The organism is Muribacter muris (genome assembly GCF_001038205.1).
Lineage (GTDB): Bacteria > Pseudomonadota > Gammaproteobacteria > Enterobacterales > Pasteurellaceae > Muribacter > Muribacter muris.
This window is the reverse complement of record NZ_JWIZ01000015.1, coordinates 1-17,124: the sequence shown is the minus strand read 5'-3', so window position 1 is coordinate 17,124 and position 17,124 is coordinate 1. Positions and strand designations below refer to the sequence as shown.

The window sequence follows — 17,124 nt, the reverse complement described above, 5'->3', positions numbered from 1 at the left end:
GTAATATTCTCGCTTTCCAGTTCCACTTCTTGCCCGTCTAATAGGCAGGTTTTAATAATTTTCATATCCCTAATTTCCCCATTACTTTACCTAAATCTTTGTCTGCTTGGGCTTGAGTAGGCTCTCCCCAACCTAATGGATCGTTATTAATTGAGGATTTATTTGCAGAATTTGAGCCTAAACCACTCGCTTGTGTTGATTTTCCAGCAGTCGGACTGCTTGCCTTACTCTGATTGCCGGTTTTGGCTGTCGGTTTCTTTTTCTTCGCCTGCTTGGATTTTTTCTCGGCAACGGAATCTTTTTCGACCAAGGTAAAATTAATCGACCAGCCCTGAACACTTTCTTCTACGGCGGATACTTCACCGCTAAAAATTCCTTCACGCATATTGATCGCTTCTGCCGTGCTGTTGGCGATACGGTATTTTGTTTGCTTGCCCTTTTTATCTTCGCTTTCGGCGAGTTGAAAAATCAGTTTTAGCCATTCGGGGTTGCGGAAGGGTATGCGCCCGGTAATATGTAGCTCCTTGGATTTCACCCCTTTTTCGCTTTTCTTGGTGCTGGAAGATTGCCCGCTCATATCTTGCGTTTCCCGAATGACTTTTGCGGTGGCTAAAAAATTTTGCAAAAAAATCGGTTTACCGTTTAAAGCCAGTTGGACGCTTGGGAATGATTGTTGTTTAATTTCTTCTTCAATCGGGACTTTTTTGTTCGGTTCAACTGCGGTTGCCATTTAACATACCTCTTAAATTGGATAAATCTTTACCGATGAAACAAACGCTGGCGGTGAAAACATTGTTTGCAGACGGCACGTTCTTTTGTAAATTTAATGCGATCACATCAAGTACCCCCCGATCTTGAAACGCATAAACTTGTGCCGAAGTGTGTAACAGTTTTTCCACTTTCTGCTGATTTTCGGCTTGCCGGCGGGCTTTTTGTTGGAGTAGTGCATCTATGGCAGCAAAAGGATCGCCGCTCATTACATTTGCAACGGTGCTTCGCATAATGGCTTGCAAGGCTCGCCCGCTTTGTGGGGTTATATCGCTTTCTTGTCCAAATGCCGGATTGGCAATTTGTGGCGTTTTTACCATTTTGGTTTCTGCCAGTTTTTGATGTGATTTGGCGTAATCGTAGGCTTGTTTGAAAGCCGGCTCCGGCAGCAAGATCATCACATTTTCCATTTGAGCAATAAACTGCTCAATATTTGCCGCTGTTACCATAATGACCACGACATCAAGCTCACCACGGGGACGGTTGGGATCGGCATAATCGGTCATCTTAGTGATAAATGCCTTGTTTGCATTTTCCGGTGATAAATATCGGCCCGATTTGGTTTCCAAGCCGTGCGACCAGTTATGCACGCCGATTTTTAGCCCTGTTAGGCTTACATCAAAGGGCGATTGCTCGCCCCGTAAATTTGCCTCTAATGCCTCTCTTGCCTGTGAGCTGTGTTGTAATGTTTGTTTTTGCCACATTATTTGACGATCTCCGCCAACTGATTCGGAGGCAGGCAATAATTTAGGAAAATATAGCGACAGAGGCGGTGGTTGCAACACTCACCTCTGTCGGCTCAACGCAGATACATTGCATTGAACGGCTGCTATACCTCGAAAAGTCTCACGAGGCGGCAGCATAGTATCAGAACCGATAAAAAGGATCGATAACAATGCAACAAAACCAATTCAGATGCCGTTGTTGTAACAAACTTATGGCGAAAGGAACAGCGATTTTGATTGAAATCAAATGTGTTCGCTGCAAAACGATCAACACATTTCACTAACAAATCAGAGTGTCAGAGCGTCTTGAACGCCGGAATGCCATAATAGAGGACACAATTATGGCAACATTTAAGCAAGCTCCGTTACCCTTTGTCGGGCAAAAACGGCAATTTCTCAAACATTTTGAAGCTGTGTTGGATGAAAATATTGAAGGTAACGGCAAAGACTGGACGATTATTGATGTGTTCGGCGGGAGCGGTTTACTTTCGCATACGGCAATGCGTAAAAAGTCGTTAGCTCGTGTGATTTATAATGACTTTGACGGTTATGCCGAACGGCTGAAATATATCGCTGACATCAACCGCTTACGGCGGATTATTTTCGGTTTAGTCGCGGATTTGCCGAAAGGCAAGCGGTTAGATAAAGCGAAAAAATTGCAAATCATTGAGGCAATCAACGCCTTTGACGGCTATAAAGACGCCCACTGTTTGTGTGCTTGGCTGCTGTTTAGCGGGCAGCAGGTTAGGAATCTTGATGAGTTATTTAAAGAGGATTTTTGGCATTGCGTGCGTAAAAGCGACTACCCCGAAGCCACCGGCTATTTGGACGGAGTGGAAGTTGTCAGCGAGTCGTTTCATCAGCTTTTACCCAAATATCAACATCAAGCAAAAACGCTGTTTGTGCTTGATCCGCCGTATCTCTGCACACATCAGGCAAGTTATAAGCAGGTACACTATTTTGACTTAATTGATTTCCTACGGCTGATTCACTTAACTCGTCCACCATATATTTTCTTCAGTTCAACCAAATCGGAGTTTATCCGGTTTATTGACGCAATGATTGAAGACAAGTGGCAGAATTGGGTAGCCTTTGATTCGTACAAGCGGATCACATTACAGGCAAATGTGAGTTATGCGGGAAGATACGAAGATAATTTGGTGTATAAATTTTAATGAAAACGCCCTTTAAGTGAAGTTTAAAGGGCGTTGAAAGTAAAAGATCTCTATGCTTCATTGTTTAATTCGGAAAGTACTTAATGTGTGTACAGGATTGCTCTCTTCAAAGGGCATAGCAAGTCTTGTTTTAGAAGATAAAGCGGATAGGCGATATTGTGAACTGGGGATAAAGATGAACCACTAAAACTAAGAAAAAATGAGGGGGGGGATTTGTTTCGCTTTTTTAGTGGTTCATTTTCGCAATTTTAGTGGCTCGCAACAAGCAGCCAATGTCGCCCGACAACACGAACCCAAGTTCAACGCATTTTATGAACACCTACGGGCAAAAGGCAAGCCCTTTAAAGTGGCACTTAATGCCTGTATGCGTAAACTTTTGACCGTGATTAACGCCATCATCCGTGATGGCTCACAGTGGCAGCCTCTGGCTGTTTAATTAACGAATATGTCTCTTTCCAAGAGTTTGGGGGATACAGTTGCTACATTCTGTTAAAATGTCTATTTTTGTGCATTTGCTACATAATACCGATTTTTTGTAAAAAATCGATCGTAATTGACCGCTTGTATTGGGTTAGAATGACGAATTGGGCTGGTTTAAAAAGGCGATTTCTTCTTCAGTTGATGTTCTAGCTAAAATCCCGTTACGGTGGGGATAACGCCCGAAGCGGTCGATGATGACCTTATGCTTTAGCTCGTAATCCAACGTATAATTGTCATTCAAAGCTTGGAACAGCGGCACGGCATATTGGTGAATCAATGCCGATTCCGAGTGCATATACGGCATTAAAATAAATTTACGCTGTATCGGCGGCAATTTTTCATAATCAGGGTGGGTTACCGCCTCTTGTGCTAGCGCGATTGCCATTGAATCTTGGGCAAATGCCCGCGGTGTATCCCGCCATAAGTTGCGGGAGAATTGATCTAAAACGATGATTTCCGCCAACCGTCCTTCGATCGTTTTTCGCCACGCAAATAATTCACATTTGGCAGCCGATTCTGTTAGAGTTAAAAAGCGTGTACGAATTTGTTGATCCAAGTCGGCGCTTTTGCCGAACCAATCGGCAGGGGTAATTTCAGTAAACCAAAAATCAAGAACAGTCTGTGGGCGCATTTAGTCTATCCTGTTTAAATTGTTTAATGGCGAAGGCTCGCCGTTTATCTAATTCTGTGCGAATGGCAGCGTGTTGAAAGCCGTCTTCGATCACACTTTTTACATCAATCGCACTGGCAATCCGATAAAGCTGTTTCGCGTAGTCAGCTTGCGGATAAGCTCTATTTTCAAAGCCAAGCCGTCCTTTGCTGTCTGCTTCACATACGAGCAGGAAATCAAAAAAGCGGGCGGGCTTACGCCAAACGTCCAGTGCATTAAAAAGTTTAATCACGGTATTAGGACGCAGCTCCATTATTTTATGGCTGTGAGTGTGGTATTCTGCCACTAATTTGGCAAAATCTTTTAAATGGGTTGGCATTTTGAGCCGATTTGCCAGTTGTACGGTAGGGGTAACGCCCCTTTTTTCGTGTCCGTAATGGTGGGGCAAAATATCCTTCGGCGTTAATGCCTTGCCTAAATCGTGGCAAAGGGCGGCAAATAGTACGCTTTCAGGATCGGTGGCTTGGGTTGCTAATGTGTTTGCTTGTTCGATCACCATTAAGGTGTGAATGCCGCTGTCGATTTCGGGGTGGTGTTGTTCTGGTTGAGGTACGCCGAATAGCGCATCGACTTCGGGGAAAAGTACCGCTAATGCACCGACTTGACGTAGCACCTCAAAGTAGATTTGCGGGCTTGGTGTCGCAAAGGCTTTTTGGGTTTCCAACCATACTCGTTCGGCGGTTAAATGGTTTAGTTCACCGCAAGCGGTCATTTCCGCCATTAAATTTACCGTTTCCGGCGCAATCCGAAAGCCTAATGCGTGATAGCGAGCGGCGAAACGGGCAACCCGTAAGACACGCAAAGGATCTTCGGCAAAGGCAGGGGAAATGTGGCGAAGTATGCGGTTTTCCAAATCCGCTATCCCGCCATAAAAATCGTGAACCTTACCATCTTGATCCTGAGCCAAGGCGTTAATCGTCAAATCACGGCGGATCAAATCTTGTTCAAGGCTGACATCGGGGGAAAAATCGCATATAAATCCGCAATAGCCTGTGCCGTTTTTGCGCTCGGTTCGGGCGAGGGCATATTCCTCTTTTGTACGAGGGTGGAGAAAAACGGGAAAATCATTGCCTACCTGCTGATAGCCCTGTGCTAACAGCTTTTCAGGGGTACTGCCCACGATTAACCAATCCCGATCTTTGACAGGTAAACCAAGCAATGCATCTCGCACCGCTCCGCCGACTAAATAAATGTGCATCTTAAATTCGCTCTTTAATGCCGCCAAATTCGTCGGTAAGTTTTTGGGTAAATAGGCGCAGTTCTTCGGTTAGCAGCAGAAAATCTGCATCAAAACGTTGGGCAATATCTTCTTTGAGAATATCGTCATTTTTCTCCCGCACTTCATCGGCAAATTTGATACGGCTAAGGGTCGCATCTTCGTTCAGTACAAATGTAAAATGGCTCTCCCATTCCATTGCAAGTTTGGTGATGAATTTACCCGCTTGCAAATGTTGGGTAATTTCTTCACTTTCCAAATCTTGTCGTTTACAGCGGATTACACTGTCTGTTTCAAAGGATTTTAATTCCGCTTCTTCCAACAGGGTGAGCCAACTTGGTGTATGCCCTTTTGCCAGCCAGTTTGTCATAATTTCGCTTGGTGAAAGATTAAATGAAAGCGGTACAACCGGTAATGAGCCGAGGGTTTTCCGTAATAGTGCGAGGGTATCTTCCGCCCGCTTTGCCGAACCGGCATCAACATAGACAAACTGGCGATCGAGATCGAGCCAAATAGGCGTAAATTGATGTTTACTGAACGCACGGGGAAGTAAGGTTGCTATGACATCATCTTTAATCGCCTGTTTTTCGGTTTTTTTCAATGCGTGTTGCTCTTTTTGCTCCAGTGTTGCAATGCGGTTTTCCGTCTCTTTTTTTACGACCTGCGCCGGCAGCAATTTATCTTCTTTATGGGAGAGCAGCAGAAACTGTTTACCTTGCGCGAAATGGAGCTGCTCGCTGTTTGGCAAAGGGCTTGACCAACCGAACTTACTCATATCACTTTGCTGACAAGGACTGAATTTAGCTTGTTGCAACTGCGCCTCTAAGGTCTGGCTGTCAAGCACTAACTGGGTGGTTAAGCGGTAAATCATTACATTTTTAAACCATAAATAAGACTGTTTCATAATCTCTCGTTTGGGTGATAAATTAGCGTTCGATCATAGCATAAAATCTTACAAAATAACTGGATCTAATAGCTGTTCGATCTGTTTAAAGCAGTGTTCAATCTGTTCAGCTCGGTGGGCTAAAAGGCGGACAATAAGCCCAAATTCGTTAAGCTGCGAGATGCCGATCAACATATCCTGCGCGGAGGCGTAATATTGTTGGAGTTCAGCCACTTTTTGTTTGAAATGCGGTGAATCTTGTCCGGTATGAAGGTAGATCAGCGAACCTTGGTGGCTAAATTGCTCCATTTGGCTGAGGGCGGTCAGCGGCATTTTATGAGGGTGCCATTGCGTGCGATCAATCAGTAGCGGGCGATGTTGATAATGAATGGTGATCAGTGAGCTAAAATGATGAAAGGCAAAACGCTCGTTATTCAGTGTGCGGCCAACGGCGACAATTTCACCATAGATAAGCCGGCTATTATCAGCCATTTCAATGTGTGTCTGCTGTTCAAAGGCACTGTCTTTATGTAGCACGAGCGGGTGGGGGAGATAAACGAGCCGGCTGCCTTCGCTTAGGGTAATTTGAGTTTGCTGCGTTGCCTTTTCGCCACGGTTCATTGATTGAATACGGGAAAAGGCTTGCGTTTGTAAACGTAAATGGGTATGGGCTTGCAGATGTAAGTCAATATGCAGTTCATCATTGGCTAAAATGCCGGGGGAGGAACTCATTTGAATGACCGTTAAACTCTTGTCGCTTGCGAGGGGGTTGGGGAGGCTGAGTATTTTGAACGGCGGTGTGAAAAAGCTGTGATCGAGCGCGGTTTTGCCCTGTTTAGTGAGTTTGGTTGAAAGGGAAAGTTGGCTTTTCATATTAAGATTAAAACGGGCAACGAGGTTGCCCGATGGTTAGAATTAACGAATTAAATGCTCTGGCTCTGCGATATTGTGCAGCAGGGCGTATTTTTCGATCCAGCCGATCACGCTGTCAAGGTGTTGGTTGGTAACGAGATTGGTAAACACGAACGGCTGCCCTTGCCGCATACGGCGGGCATCACGCTCCATTACGCTTAAATCCGCCCCAACGTGCGGGGCGAGATCGATTTTATTGATGACCAATAAGTCGGAACGGGTAATCCCCGGCCCGCCTTTGCGGGGAATTTTTTCCCCTTGCGCCACATCAATCACAAAAATGGTTACATCGGCAAGATCAGGGCTGAATGTTGCGGATAAATTATCGCCGCCGGACTCAATAAAGATAATTTCCACATCGGGAAAGCGGGAAACCAATTCATCAACGGCTTCTAAATTCATTGACGCATCTTCACGAATGGCGGTGTGCGGGCAACCGCCCGTTTCCACCCCGATGATCCGCTCCGGCGGGAGCAAACTGTTTTTGGTTAAAAATTCCGCATCTTCTTGGGTGTAAATATCGTTAGTAATTACGGCGACACTGTATTTATCGGCAATTGCTCGGGTAAGGCGTTCCAGTAAGGCGGTTTTACCCGCACCGACCGGGCCTGCTACGCCGATTTTAATGTATTTACGCATAAATATGTTCCTTTTGCAAATAGAAAGGGAAAACCGACCGCTTGTTAAGACATATATAAGCGGCTGTAAAGTTGTTCGTGCTGCATTGCCCGAATATCGTTGGCAAAGGTGGTTGCACCGAGCCAAGCTAAATCCGGACACAGACTGTTTTCGACCGCTTGGGCAAGCGGGCGGCGTAGGCTAAATAAAATATCCTGCCCGTCCATTTGGCTGAGCGGGATCAATTTCACCCCATTGGTGATTACGCCCACGGCACTGTTATAATAGAACGCATAGAGCGTTTCCGCTTTATCAAGCTGCATTGCGGCGGCAATAATGCCGAATACAATCGGGAAAAAGCCTTTACACTGCTGTTGTTGGATCTGCTGTTGGAAAGCGAGCAGGGTGGCGTTTTGTTCATAGCGGGTGAAAATTTTCAGCAACCTCACCCCTAGTTTAAAACTCCCTTCTCGGCTCTCTCTGGCAATTTTGCTGGCAGCCAAATAGTGATCGAGTTTGATTAACTCTGTTAAATCATCGGCAAGGGCAGCATCAAAGGCAAGGGAGAGATAAGCCCCGTCATTGTAGATCCAATTTTGATTGAGTTGCGTTTCAAGGTATGCCATTAGGCTTGCCTTGCTATTGACCACGCCCTGCTGAACAAACGTTTCCAGCCCGTTGGAATGGTTAAAACCGCCGATAGGTAAGGTCGGATCGACCAAATGGAGCAATCCGCCTAATTGAGTTAATGCCGATGCCAATTGCCGTCTCCGTGGTGGTGATAGCCGTGGGAATGGGCGTGGCCTTGTGCCGAATTGGCTCTAAGAGCTTCGCTGAGGCGGCGGCTGGCTTGTTGAGGTGCAAAGCCGGCAGCGGTTAGCCATTCAAACATCGGTTTGTCGTAAGGCAATAAAATTTCATCGCCGTCTAAGAAAAGCGGTGCGTGTTTATTGCCGATTTCATAGCAAGCCCATGCCATTTCCGGCAGGGTTTTCGGCGACAGTAAAATGACCTCACACGGCAGAATATCAATCGCAATCACCAGATCTTCGGTGATCAAGACCACATCATTATGTTTGAGGCGTTGCCCTTCTTTCAGTAGTCGGAAAGCAATTTCTCGACCGCCTTGGGTTTGCTTTCGCAAAATACGACGCTCACTTTCAAACCATTGGAAAGGGACGTAGTCAATCGCTTGATGGGTAATGATCCCTGCCTGTTTTAGCTGATCCAAATTACCTTTAATCGAGTCGATGATCGGTAAAATCGGCGTTAAAATTTTCATTTTCGTCCTTAGAATAAGAAATAACGTTGACCGAGTGGCACTTCCCGTATCGGCTCACAGGTAATATGTACCCCGTTTACCCGCACCTCGTAGCGTTCCGGATCAACGGTAATCTCAGGGGTAGCATTATTATGCACTAAATCCTGTTTGCCAATCGTGCGACAGCCCGAAACAGCGAAGGTTGGCTTGGACAAGCCGTATTTGGCTCGGATATTACTTTCTACCGCCGCTTTTGACACAAAAAAGACGGATGAATGGTGATTTGCCTTGCCTAATGCCGCATACATCAGGCGATAGAGAATCGGCTGAGGTGTTGGGATAGAGGCGTTCGGATCGCCCATTTTGGCGTAACTGATCATTCCTCTTTTCATCACAAATTCCGGTTTTACCCCAAAGAACATTGGTTTCCACAACACAATATCCGCAAATTTGCCGACTTCAAGAGAGCCGACATATTGGCTGATACCGTGGGCGATAGCCGGATTGATGGTATATTTGGCGATATACCGTTGAATACGGAAATTATCGCTGCGGTGTTCTTCGGCTAACGCACCACGCTGTTGCTTCATTTTATCCGCTGTTTGCCAAGTGCGCAGCACGACTTCGGCGATGCGTCCCATTGCTTGAGAGTCGGAGCTCATAATTGAAAAGACCCCCATATCGTGCAGAATATCTTCGGCGGCGATCGTTTCAGGGCGAATACGAGAGTCGGCAAACGCGACATCTTCCGGCACACGTTTGTCTAAATGGTGGCAGACCATCAGCATATCTAAATGCTCGTCAATCGTATTGACGGTAAACGGGCGGGTCGGGTTGGTCGAGGCGGGTAGCACATTTGGGTACATCGCCGCTTTGATAATATCCGGTGCGTGCCCGCCGCCTGCCCCTTCGGTATGGAAGGTGTGGATAACCCTGCCGTCAATCGCTTTCATTGTATCTTCCAAAAAGCCGCTTTCGTTAAGGGTATCAGTATGGATGGCGACCTGTACGTCCATTTCATCAGCCACGGTTAAAGCGGCATCAATAGTTGCTGGCGTTGCGCCCCAGTCTTCGTGAATTTTCAGCCCTAACGCACCGCTTGCAATCTGCTCTCTTAACGGCGGCAGGGTTGCACAGTTTCCTTTGCCGAAAAAGCCAATATTAACGGGGAGCGACTCGGCGGCTTGAAACATTCTTTCCAAATTCCACGCCCCTGAGGTAACGGTGGTCGCGTGTGTGCCGTCTGCCGGCCCTGAACCGCCGCCGATAAGGGTGGTTACGCCGCTTTCAATGGCGTGTTGAGCCTGTTGCGGACAGATAAAATGAATGTGGGTATCAATGCCGCCGGCGGTCGCGATTAAGTGTGCACCGTTATGCACTTCAGTGCTGGCGCCGATAATCATATTAGGGGTAACGTTATCCATTGTGTCCGGATTGCCTGCTTGCCCGATCCCAACAATCACGCCGTCCCGAATGCCAATATCCGCTTTGATAATCCCTTGCTTAGCATCAATAATTACGACATTGGTGATGACAAAATCCAAGACATTTGGGTTATCACGGGTCGCGGTGCTGGATTGCCCCATTCCGTCCCGAATACTTTTACCGCCGCCGAATTTGCCTTCGTCGCCGTAGGTTAATAGATCTTGCTCAATTTCCGCCCAAAGATTGGTATCGCCGAGCCGAATTTTATCGCCCACAGTCGGGCCATAAGTTGCAACATATTGATGACGAGGAATATGTAATGCCATTAGTTTTGCTCCTCTAATTGTCCATTGACTTGATTTTGAAAGCCGTAAATGCGTTGTTCGCCGCCGAATGCTACTAACTCTACCTCTTTAGATTCACCCGGTTCAAAACGTATTGCATTACCGGACGGCACATTGAGCCGCATTCCGTAGGCGGCTTGGCGGTTAAATGAAAGTGCATTATTAGTTTCGTAGAAGTGGTAGTGAGAGCCGACTTGGATTGGGCGGTCGCCCTGATTGATCACACTAATGCGGCAGATTTTGCGGTGCTGATTGGCGTGAATATCGCCTTCGGCTAGTTGGTATTCTCCCGGAATCATCATTTTCTCCTTTGTGTTAGCGGATAGGGTGATGCACAGTAACTAATTTTGTGCCGTCAGGAAAAGTAGCTTCAATTTGCACTTCATCAACCATTTGTGCGACCCCTTCCATTACATCGTCTTCGCTTAAAAGCGTTGCACCGTATTGCATTACTTCGGCAACGGACATTCCGTCCCGTGCCGCTTCTTGCAGGTGGCTGGCAATATAAGCGATTGCCTCCGGATAGTTGAGTTTTACCCCGCGGTTTTTGCGTTTTTGCGCCAATTCACCGGCGAGAAACAGCATCAGTTTTTCTTGTTCCCGTGATGTTAAATGCATAATATATCCTTTGTTAAACACGAAATTTGGGCGTTATTTTATGCCCCTGCTTGTAAAAAGCAAACGGAATTACAATGACGGCAAGCCGTTAGCGTTTAGCCAACGGTAAATAATCATCGGCAAGTGCACGGCTGAAACGGCGATCGTGCGAGGCAATCAGCATTGGCAAATCAAGGGATTTGAGCAATGCGGTTAATTTGTCGATGTTTTTGTGATCTAAACCGTTGGTCGGCTCGTCCAGTAGTAAGACTTTCGGTTGCATCGCCAGTACGCCCGCTAAGGCGGTAAAATTTTTCTCCCCGCCGGAAAGCTGATTAACCGACCGTTCGCAAAGCGATTCAATACCGAGTTGTGCGAGTTGTAAGCGAGCAAGCCGATAGGCGTCTGCTTCGGGCAGCCCTTGATTTAACGGGCCGAACGCCACGTCGTCCAATACGGTCGGCCCGAAAAGTTGATCGTCCGGTTGCTGAAAGCAAATGCCGATTGTGCCTCGCAGCGGTTCAAAATCCGCCTCTTGCCGACAGTTTTTCCCGAACCATTTAATGCTGCCCTGTTGAAAGGGAATAAAACCTAACAGGCAGTGTAGCAGCGTGGTTTTACCCGTACCGATTTCACCTTGTAGCATCAGCCGTTGGTTTGGGTGGAGTTGAAAACTTAATTGTTCAATAATCGGCTGTTGCGGATAACCGATACAGAGATGTTCGACAGTCAGTATTGTCATTATAGATACCCAATCATCAATACGCCGACTAACGCTGTTAGCCAAAGGGCGTACGGCAAGCGGTGAGATGTCTGCCGTTTAATGCGAAATGCCCGTGCTTTCAGTGCCATTTCACTGCGTTTAAGTTGAGCGTAAGCGTGGATCAGTAAGAGTGAAACACGTTGTGCGGTAATCTTAAAGGTACGGCGGTTAAAGCCGGCTCGATAGCCCCGTGCCTGCATTGCTCGGTACATCTTCCCGTTAAGCTGACCCAATAGGCTGATATAGCGGATAGTCAGGATCAGCAGTTGGATCAGTTTTGCAGAAATCGGCAGTTTTCCGACCGCTTGCACCAACTTAATCTCATTTATTTGCCATAGCATCAGCCGAGTTAGCAGTAAAACCGCATTCATTCTCAATGTAATCAGCAGTGCCAAGTTTAACCCGGCAGCATTAAAGCTGATACCTGTCGGCGTGATCTGCCAACTGAGTGTGCCGAACAATAACACGGAAAAATAGTGCAGCTTTGCCCAACGCTTCAGAGGCGGAATAAGCGGTTGTTGCGATCGACAAAGCAAGTAGAACCAGCCGCAGAATAATCCGACATTTAGCCCCCATAGTAGCGATGAATAGGGTATGCCGCTGATTAAAAAGCTGCCGAGAAACAGATAAATTAAGCGTAAGTGGGGCTGAAAGCAGGCGACAACTTTCACTTTAACGAACCTAATCCGTGAGGCAACATTTTAGTGAGGGTGGCAATAATATCAAAACTGATAATACTATCAAGTATAAACACAGGGATATGGGACAACCACAATAATGCAATCAGATCCGTATATTGCTTGCCACCGTCTGCGGCGAGGATAATCGCAGCCAGTACGCCGGCTCCGCCGACCCCGATAATACCAGCACCTGCTCCGATACCAAACTGTTTGGCTCGGTTTAAGTGTGTGCCTAAAAAAGTGCGACACATATAATGGAACGCTAATGCCGGTAGTGCCATAATGCAAAGGTTAATACCTAACACGGCGAAACCGCCGAAAGAGAAAAACAGGATTTGCAACACCAATGCAATTAAAAAGGCAGGGAATACCGCCCAGCCAAGCAGCAAGCCTGCCAAGCCGTTTAAAATCAGGTGTACGCTGCCAACGCCTACGGGGATATGAATGGTGCTGGCAATAAAAAAGACGGCGGAAAATAGTGCTACCAAGGGCAGCCGTTGTGATTCGAGCCTGCGTAGGCCGATGCTAACCCCAATAGATGCCACAAGATAGCCGACAATTAAGGTGGGAGTATGTAAAACGCCTTCGGATAGGTGCATTATGTTTCCTTACGGGCTTTAAACCACGCAAAAATGCCGATAATCCCCAGAATATAACCGACTCCGCCCAAGATATTTTGCAAATAGATTTTATCCCCTAATTGCGCAATATCGGTGCGTAGTTGGGCAAATTCATTGCTGCCGCTGGGGGTATTGAGTGCCAATTTTCCAACTAAGGTACTGGAGCGATGCCCCTCTTCGCCCTCAACAACCACTTTAAGAGGTTTATCCGAGACAAGTGCTAACTGAAAATAGCCCTGATCGTTCGTTTGACCTTCGACAGCCGGTTTATCTTCCCCTTCCCGATAGGCTTCAACATAGGTTTGAGCAGCGGGGGTCATATCCGAGTAGTAGGCTTTGCCGGAGATGTTCTGCCCGTCATACTGTGCGACAAGGTGTAAACTGTGAGCAAAGCCGAAATCGACAAACAGCAGTATTGCCAGACTCATAAAAAACCGCATTGTTATTCCTTATTCCGCCTCAAAGGTTAGCATATATTCAATGCTGCGTTGGGTATAGTTCGGGTTATTTTCGATGTTTTCCGAAAATTCTGCCCACACTTTATTGTTCCCTTTCGTCGGCTCAAAACGGGCAATCCCTTGCGCATTGGTGAGGTTGAACGGTTTATCCTCACCTAAACCGACTTTAATATTTGGCACGGGTTGTCCTTTATGCAACACCAAAATATCAAGGGGCTGACCTGCTTGAGGGCGGGATAACGGCACTAATTCATATTCCATTTGGTGAGGTTGTGTGGCACGCTCCGTCCATTTTAAAATGCTTTTGCCGAATTTTACCGGATTCATACTCAACACAGCGGTCGGTTCTTCCGATTTGGATTTTTCTACATAGCGTCCATTCGGTAGCTTAGACCACACCCCATTATCAAAGCGGATAAAAACGATGTCCGCATCTTGTGCTTCAAAAAAGGCGTGTTCCTGTTTAAAGTGATATGGAATATCTTCAATATTTCCGTTGGCAGTGAGTTTTTTCACCGCTTTTAATTTTGCTTGCGGATAGCCGAACGTTTCTTCGTGCCCGAATTTGATTACATATTCCGAACGGTTATCTGGTGCGGGTTCAAGCCAAACATTATGGGCAAATGCCAATGAGGAGCTGAAAAGTGGCAAGAAGAAAAGCGGGAGTTGTTTAAAGGTCATTCTAGATCTCCAATGAAATGAAAAAATCAATTTCTATTGTAAAATATGAAGTTACTTCAGAGTCAACAGGAATTTTAAAATGAAAATAGGTCAGTTAGCCAAAGCCGTCGGGTGTAGTGTAGAAACTATCCGCTTTTATGAAAAGAAAGGGCTTTTGCCGCCACCGTTAAGAACCGCGGGCAATTTCAGGATCTACAATACCCAGCATTTAGAGCGTTTATCCTTCATCTGTTATTGCCGCTACCTTGATATTTCCCTTGATGAAATTGATATTTTGTTGAAATTAAGCCACAGCCCCTATGCGCAGCAACATCAAGAAATCAACCAGTTACTCGATCGCCATCTCAAACAGGTTGCCAACCATATTCACAAATTAACCCATTTACGCAGTCATTTACTGCATTTGAAGAAAAAATACGGCAATTATATGAACGATAAAACAAATTTTATCCAAGAATTACAACACAGCAGCCTGCGCTTTATCGGCTTTCGCCATAGCCTCGACCCGACAAAAACGACAATAAAATCGGAGAATGTCGAGTGAAAAACCGCAATCTTATGCCGGATCGTGTAGAATATGTCCGCTAATCAGGCTATGTACTTAAAAAGGAGAGAAAAATGAACCAAAAAACGATAGCATTTATTGGGGCGGGCAATATGGCGTTTGCGATTATTGCCGGTTTGGTGAAAAGCGGTTATCCGGCGGCAAACATTATCGCCTGCAACAAAAGCAACCAAGCCCGCTGTGAGCAACTACGCCAAATGGGGTTGCAGGTTGATTTAACCAATCGGGAAGCGGTCGAACGGGCAGACGTGGTGATATTGGCGGTGAAGCCGCAAATGATGGCGGAGGTTTGTGCGGAATTTGCCGAGGTGGATTTTGCGGATAAATGGGTGATTTCAGTGGCGGCAGGCATTGCGGTGGCACGGCTTGAACAGCTTTTGCCGAGCGCTCGTAATATTGTACGCACAATGCCGAATACGCCCTCACTGATAGGCGAGGGAATGTCCGGCTTATTTGCAAAAAAAATCGTTGAACCGACCGCTTGCCGGTTTGCCGAGCAGCTACTGTCGGCGGTGGGGCAGTGTTATTGGGTAGAAACGGAAAGTCAGCTCAACCAAATCATTGCCATTACCGGTTCTAGCCCTGCCTATTTCTTTAAATTTATGGAAGCAATGCAGCAATCGGCGGTCAAAATGGGCTTTAGCGAACAAGATGCCCGAGTTTTAGTACAGTCGGTGGCAATCGGTGCGGCAAAAATGGTGGCGGCTAACCCTGAACTCTCTCTAGCAACTTTGCGGGAGAATGTTACCTCGAAAGGCGGCACAACGGCACAGGCATTAGCGGTGTTTGAGCAACACCGGCTAGACCAAACGGTCGATGAGGCAATGAATGCGGCAATTAAACGTGCCGAAGAAATGGAAAAATCACTATGATTAAGCCTAGCCCGTTTCAGTGGTCATCATTTAATTTTTTCGGCTTTTATTGTGCCTATGGGGTATTGCTGCCGTTTTTACCCGTTTGGTTAAACTATCACGGCTATGATACGGAATTGATCGGCTTAATCATTGCATTGGGCTATCTGTTTCGTTTTGCCGGCGGAATGATTTTCTCAAAATGGGTGCGTCAGCCCCGCCAGTTGATCCCCCTTAACCGTTTTTTAACTTGGGCAAGTATTGCCGTGCTATTTGCCGTCATCGGCTCGGCAGGCTCAATTTGGTTATTACTGCCGGCGATTGCGTTGTTCCATATTTTTAACGGTGGGGCAATGCCGATTGGCGATACGATCGCTTCGACTTGGCAACAGCAGATCGGCTTGGATTACGGCAAAAGCCGCTTGTTCGGCTCGATTGCATTTGTGGTCGGTTCAGTCAGTACCGGTTATTTTATCGGTTGGCTGGGGGAAAGTGCGATCATCGGCATTATTATTGGCTGGTTGGTAATGTTAGAGCTGGGCATCAGTGTTAATCCTCGGCAATCCTTTGCCGATAAACCGACCACCGAAGCGACTCGCGACACCTCAAGCTATTGGCAACTGCTTAAACAGCCGACCACCTTTAAAATGCTGGCGGCGATGTCTCTGATTCAAGCCTCTCACGCCGCCTACTATGCGTACAGCACAATCTATTGGCAATCGGCAGGCATTACCACCCAACAGGCGAGCTTATTGTGGGGCTTGGCGGTGAGTGCCGAAATTGTGTTCTTTTTCTTCTCGAAAAAAGCGTTCAAAGCGTGGAAAATTCAGCATCTGATTGTGATCTCAGCCTTGGCGTCAATGCTCCGCTGGACGTTATTGGCAAGTACGACGGACTTTGCGATTTTGGCGGGAATGCAACTGTTGCACGCGCTGACTTACGGAATGGGGCATTATGCGATGATCCGCTATATTTCTGCCCAACCGGTCGAACAGATAGCCAAACTGCAAGCACTCTATTTCGGCTTGGCAAGCTGCGTAGTAATGGCGTTGTTTACCTTTATCGCCGGTATTGTGTATCAATCCTCGCCGACAATGAGTTTTTGGCTAATGGTTGTGTTTGCCCTGCCGGCAATTTTCATTGTACCGAAACGGTTTGAGGTGCGGTTATAATCCTTGAACAAGCGGTGAGATTTGGCGTATTTTTACAATATTATGTAGCAGTTGCACAAAGTTGTTTTTTGTTCGCTTGTAGGGACACACTACGTGTGTCCGGATTTTAACCTATTGAAATAATTTGATTTTTATAAAGGACACACGCAGTGTGTCCCTACATTTTGTTAAAATGTCTATTTTTGTGCATTTGCTACATAATACCGAAATCTTTTAGGAAACCAACCGCTTGTTTGAGTGAACAGTGGAAAATCCCGTTC

General features: G+C 46.4%; 23 protein-coding genes. 6 read left to right on the top strand and 17 right to left on the bottom strand.

Features of this window, described 5'->3' with window-relative positions:
* Nucleotides 1-61: 61 nt before the first annotated feature.
* Nucleotides 62-730: a baseplate complex protein gene (locus RO21_RS03150; RefSeq protein WP_064774261.1), complete on the bottom strand. Its 669-nt coding sequence runs from the start codon at nucleotides 728-730 to the stop codon at nucleotides 62-64.
* A complete protein-coding gene (locus tag RO21_RS03145; RefSeq protein ID WP_047976347.1) occupies nucleotides 714-1,472 on the bottom strand; it encodes a hypothetical protein in 759 nt (252 codons plus the stop codon). Before RO21_RS03145 ends, RO21_RS03150 begins: the two co-directional genes overlap by 17 nt.
* Nucleotides 1,473-1,663: 191 nt before the next feature.
* Between RO21_RS03145 and RO21_RS13725 the strand changes: the two genes are divergently transcribed.
* The 3 genes from RO21_RS13725 (at nucleotide 1,664) to RO21_RS13720 (ending at nucleotide 3,104) form a co-directional block, all read left to right on the top strand.
* Nucleotides 1,664-1,777 (top strand): Com family DNA-binding transcriptional regulator, encoded by a 114-nt coding sequence (locus RO21_RS13725; protein WP_084724239.1) that lies wholly within the window; start codon nucleotides 1,664-1,666, stop codon nucleotides 1,775-1,777.
* A gap of 57 nt (nucleotides 1,778-1,834) precedes the next feature.
* Nucleotides 1,835-2,668 carry a DNA adenine methylase gene (locus tag RO21_RS03140; protein WP_047976346.1) on the top strand — a complete coding sequence of 278 codons (834 nt, stop codon included), beginning with the start codon at nucleotides 1,835-1,837 and terminating at the stop codon, nucleotides 2,666-2,668.
* A gap of 229 nt (nucleotides 2,669-2,897) precedes the next feature.
* Nucleotides 2,898-3,104: a hypothetical protein gene (locus RO21_RS13720; protein WP_193789294.1), complete on the top strand. Its 207-nt coding sequence runs from the start codon at nucleotides 2,898-2,900 to the stop codon at nucleotides 3,102-3,104.
* A 135-nt stretch (nucleotides 3,105-3,239) separates the two neighbouring features.
* Here the strand turns inward: RO21_RS13720 and RO21_RS03130 are convergent, their stop codons facing one another.
* The 15 genes from RO21_RS03130 to RO21_RS03060 form a co-directional block, all read right to left on the bottom strand.
* Nucleotides 3,240-3,779: a DUF924 family protein gene (locus RO21_RS03130; protein ID WP_047976344.1), complete on the bottom strand. Its 540-nt coding sequence runs from the start codon at nucleotides 3,777-3,779 to the stop codon at nucleotides 3,240-3,242.
* Complete coding sequence (locus RO21_RS03125) at nucleotides 3,757-5,016, bottom strand: multifunctional CCA addition/repair protein (RefSeq protein ID WP_047976343.1); 1,260 nt, start codon at nucleotides 5,014-5,016, stop codon at nucleotides 3,757-3,759. Before RO21_RS03125 ends, RO21_RS03130 begins: the two co-directional genes overlap by 23 nt.
* A gap of 1 nt (nucleotide 5,017) precedes the next feature.
* On the bottom strand, nucleotides 5,018-5,938 hold the full coding sequence (gene rdgC / locus RO21_RS03120; RefSeq protein WP_084724238.1) for a recombination-associated protein RdgC: 921 nt from the start codon (nucleotides 5,936-5,938) through the stop codon (nucleotides 5,018-5,020).
* Nucleotides 5,939-5,986: 48 nt separating this feature from the next.
* Entirely contained in the window at nucleotides 5,987-6,790 is an 804-nt protein-coding gene (locus RO21_RS03115; protein ID WP_047976342.1) for an urease accessory protein UreD, read from the bottom strand.
* Nucleotides 6,791-6,832: 42 nt separating this feature from the next.
* A complete protein-coding gene (gene ureG / locus RO21_RS03110; RefSeq protein ID WP_047976341.1) occupies nucleotides 6,833-7,468 on the bottom strand; it encodes an urease accessory protein UreG in 636 nt (211 codons plus the stop codon).
* A 44-nt stretch (nucleotides 7,469-7,512) separates the two neighbouring features.
* Nucleotides 7,513-8,208, bottom strand: coding sequence for an urease accessory protein UreF (locus RO21_RS03105; RefSeq protein WP_047976340.1), 696 nt, complete (start codon nucleotides 8,206-8,208; stop codon nucleotides 7,513-7,515).
* Nucleotides 8,193-8,729 carry an urease accessory protein UreE gene (gene ureE, locus RO21_RS03100; RefSeq protein WP_047976339.1) on the bottom strand — a complete coding sequence of 179 codons (537 nt, stop codon included), beginning with the start codon at nucleotides 8,727-8,729 and terminating at the stop codon, nucleotides 8,193-8,195. Before ureE ends, RO21_RS03105 begins: the two co-directional genes overlap by 16 nt.
* A gap of 8 nt (nucleotides 8,730-8,737) precedes the next feature.
* The gene (gene ureC, locus RO21_RS03095; protein WP_047976338.1) at nucleotides 8,738-10,459 is read right to left on the bottom strand and encodes an urease subunit alpha; all 1,722 of its coding nucleotides are present in this window, start codon (nucleotides 10,457-10,459) and stop codon (nucleotides 8,738-8,740) included.
* The gene (gene ureB / locus RO21_RS03090) at nucleotides 10,459-10,776 is read right to left on the bottom strand and encodes an urease subunit beta (RefSeq protein ID WP_047976337.1); all 318 of its coding nucleotides are present in this window, start codon (nucleotides 10,774-10,776) and stop codon (nucleotides 10,459-10,461) included. The genes ureC and ureB overlap by 1 nt, the downstream gene beginning before the upstream one ends.
* A gap of 16 nt (nucleotides 10,777-10,792) precedes the next feature.
* Nucleotides 10,793-11,095 (bottom strand): urease subunit gamma, encoded by a 303-nt coding sequence (ureA, locus tag RO21_RS03085; RefSeq protein ID WP_047976336.1) that lies wholly within the window; start codon nucleotides 11,093-11,095, stop codon nucleotides 10,793-10,795.
* A gap of 88 nt (nucleotides 11,096-11,183) precedes the next feature.
* Nucleotides 11,184-11,816, bottom strand: coding sequence for an energy-coupling factor ABC transporter ATP-binding protein (locus RO21_RS03080; protein ID WP_047976335.1), 633 nt, complete (start codon nucleotides 11,814-11,816; stop codon nucleotides 11,184-11,186).
* On the bottom strand, nucleotides 11,816-12,508 hold the full coding sequence (locus RO21_RS03075; protein ID WP_047976334.1) for an energy-coupling factor transporter transmembrane component T family protein: 693 nt from the start codon (nucleotides 12,506-12,508) through the stop codon (nucleotides 11,816-11,818). Before RO21_RS03075 ends, RO21_RS03080 begins: the two co-directional genes overlap by 1 nt.
* Nucleotides 12,505-13,116, bottom strand: a complete 612-nt coding sequence (cbiM, locus tag RO21_RS03070) for a cobalt transporter CbiM (protein WP_047976333.1) — start codon at nucleotides 13,114-13,116, stop codon at nucleotides 12,505-12,507. Before cbiM ends, RO21_RS03075 begins: the two co-directional genes overlap by 4 nt.
* Nucleotides 13,116-13,577 (bottom strand): hypothetical protein, encoded by a 462-nt coding sequence (locus tag RO21_RS03065; protein WP_047976332.1) that lies wholly within the window; start codon nucleotides 13,575-13,577, stop codon nucleotides 13,116-13,118. Before RO21_RS03065 ends, cbiM begins: the two co-directional genes overlap by 1 nt.
* Before the next feature lie 9 nt (nucleotides 13,578-13,586).
* Nucleotides 13,587-14,276, bottom strand: coding sequence for a DUF4198 domain-containing protein (locus RO21_RS03060; RefSeq protein WP_047976331.1), 690 nt, complete (start codon nucleotides 14,274-14,276; stop codon nucleotides 13,587-13,589).
* 79 nt (nucleotides 14,277-14,355) lie between these two features.
* Here RO21_RS03060 and RO21_RS03055 point away from each other — a divergent pair, with 79 nt between their 5' ends.
* The 3 genes from RO21_RS03055 to RO21_RS03045 all read left to right on the top strand — a co-directional run bounded on the left by RO21_RS03055 (nucleotide 14,356) and on the right by RO21_RS03045 (nucleotide 16,864).
* Entirely contained in the window at nucleotides 14,356-14,820 is a 465-nt protein-coding gene (locus RO21_RS03055; RefSeq protein ID WP_047976330.1) for a MerR family transcriptional regulator, read from the top strand.
* Nucleotides 14,821-14,894: 74 nt separating this feature from the next.
* Nucleotides 14,895-15,713, top strand: a complete 819-nt coding sequence (proC, locus tag RO21_RS03050) for a pyrroline-5-carboxylate reductase (protein ID WP_047976329.1) — start codon at nucleotides 14,895-14,897, stop codon at nucleotides 15,711-15,713.
* Nucleotides 15,710-16,864, top strand: coding sequence for a 3-phenylpropionate MFS transporter (locus tag RO21_RS03045; RefSeq protein ID WP_047976328.1), 1,155 nt, complete (start codon nucleotides 15,710-15,712; stop codon nucleotides 16,862-16,864). Before proC ends, RO21_RS03045 begins: the two co-directional genes overlap by 4 nt.
* Nucleotides 16,865-17,124: the final 260 nt, after the last annotated feature.

Bases quoted from the DNA above. Each gene is read 5' to 3' on its own strand.
- RO21_RS03150 (WP_064774261.1), bottom strand. From the start codon at position 730: ATGGCAACCGCAGTTGAACCGAACAAAAAAGTCCCGATTGAAGAAGAA.
- RO21_RS03145 (WP_047976347.1), bottom strand. From the start codon at position 1,472: ATGTGGCAAAAACAAACATTACAACACAGCTCACAGGCAAGAGAGGCA.
- RO21_RS13725 (WP_084724239.1), top strand. From the start codon at position 1,664: ATGCAACAAAACCAATTCAGATGCCGTTGTTGTAACAAACTTATGGCG.
- RO21_RS03140 (WP_047976346.1), top strand. From the start codon at position 1,835: ATGGCAACATTTAAGCAAGCTCCGTTACCCTTTGTCGGGCAAAAACGG.
- RO21_RS03130 (WP_047976344.1), bottom strand. From the start codon at position 3,779: ATGCGCCCACAGACTGTTCTTGATTTTTGGTTTACTGAAATTACCCCT.
- RO21_RS03125 (WP_047976343.1), bottom strand. From the start codon at position 5,016: ATGCACATTTATTTAGTCGGCGGAGCGGTGCGAGATGCATTGCTTGGT.
- rdgC (WP_084724238.1), bottom strand. From the start codon at position 5,938: ATGAAACAGTCTTATTTATGGTTTAAAAATGTAATGATTTACCGCTTA.
- RO21_RS03115 (WP_047976342.1), bottom strand. From the start codon at position 6,790: ATGAAAAGCCAACTTTCCCTTTCAACCAAACTCACTAAACAGGGCAAA.
- ureG (WP_047976341.1), bottom strand. From the start codon at position 7,468: ATGCGTAAATACATTAAAATCGGCGTAGCAGGCCCGGTCGGTGCGGGT.
- ureE (WP_047976339.1), bottom strand. From the start codon at position 8,729: ATGAAAATTTTAACGCCGATTTTACCGATCATCGACTCGATTAAAGGT.
- ureC (WP_047976338.1), bottom strand. From the start codon at position 10,459: ATGGCATTACATATTCCTCGTCATCAATATGTTGCAACTTATGGCCCG.
- ureB (WP_047976337.1), bottom strand. From the start codon at position 10,776: ATGATTCCGGGAGAATACCAACTAGCCGAAGGCGATATTCACGCCAAT.
- ureA (WP_047976336.1), bottom strand. From the start codon at position 11,095: ATGCATTTAACATCACGGGAACAAGAAAAACTGATGCTGTTTCTCGCC.
- RO21_RS03080 (WP_047976335.1), bottom strand. From the start codon at position 11,816: ATGACAATACTGACTGTCGAACATCTCTGTATCGGTTATCCGCAACAG.
- cbiM (WP_047976333.1), bottom strand. From the start codon at position 13,116: ATGCACCTATCCGAAGGCGTTTTACATACTCCCACCTTAATTGTCGGC.
- RO21_RS03065 (WP_047976332.1), bottom strand. From the start codon at position 13,577: ATGCGGTTTTTTATGAGTCTGGCAATACTGCTGTTTGTCGATTTCGGC.
- RO21_RS03060 (WP_047976331.1), bottom strand. From the start codon at position 14,276: ATGACCTTTAAACAACTCCCGCTTTTCTTCTTGCCACTTTTCAGCTCC.
- RO21_RS03055 (WP_047976330.1), top strand. From the start codon at position 14,356: ATGAAAATAGGTCAGTTAGCCAAAGCCGTCGGGTGTAGTGTAGAAACT.
- proC (WP_047976329.1), top strand. From the start codon at position 14,895: ATGAACCAAAAAACGATAGCATTTATTGGGGCGGGCAATATGGCGTTT.
- RO21_RS03045 (WP_047976328.1), top strand. From the start codon at position 15,710: ATGATTAAGCCTAGCCCGTTTCAGTGGTCATCATTTAATTTTTTCGGC.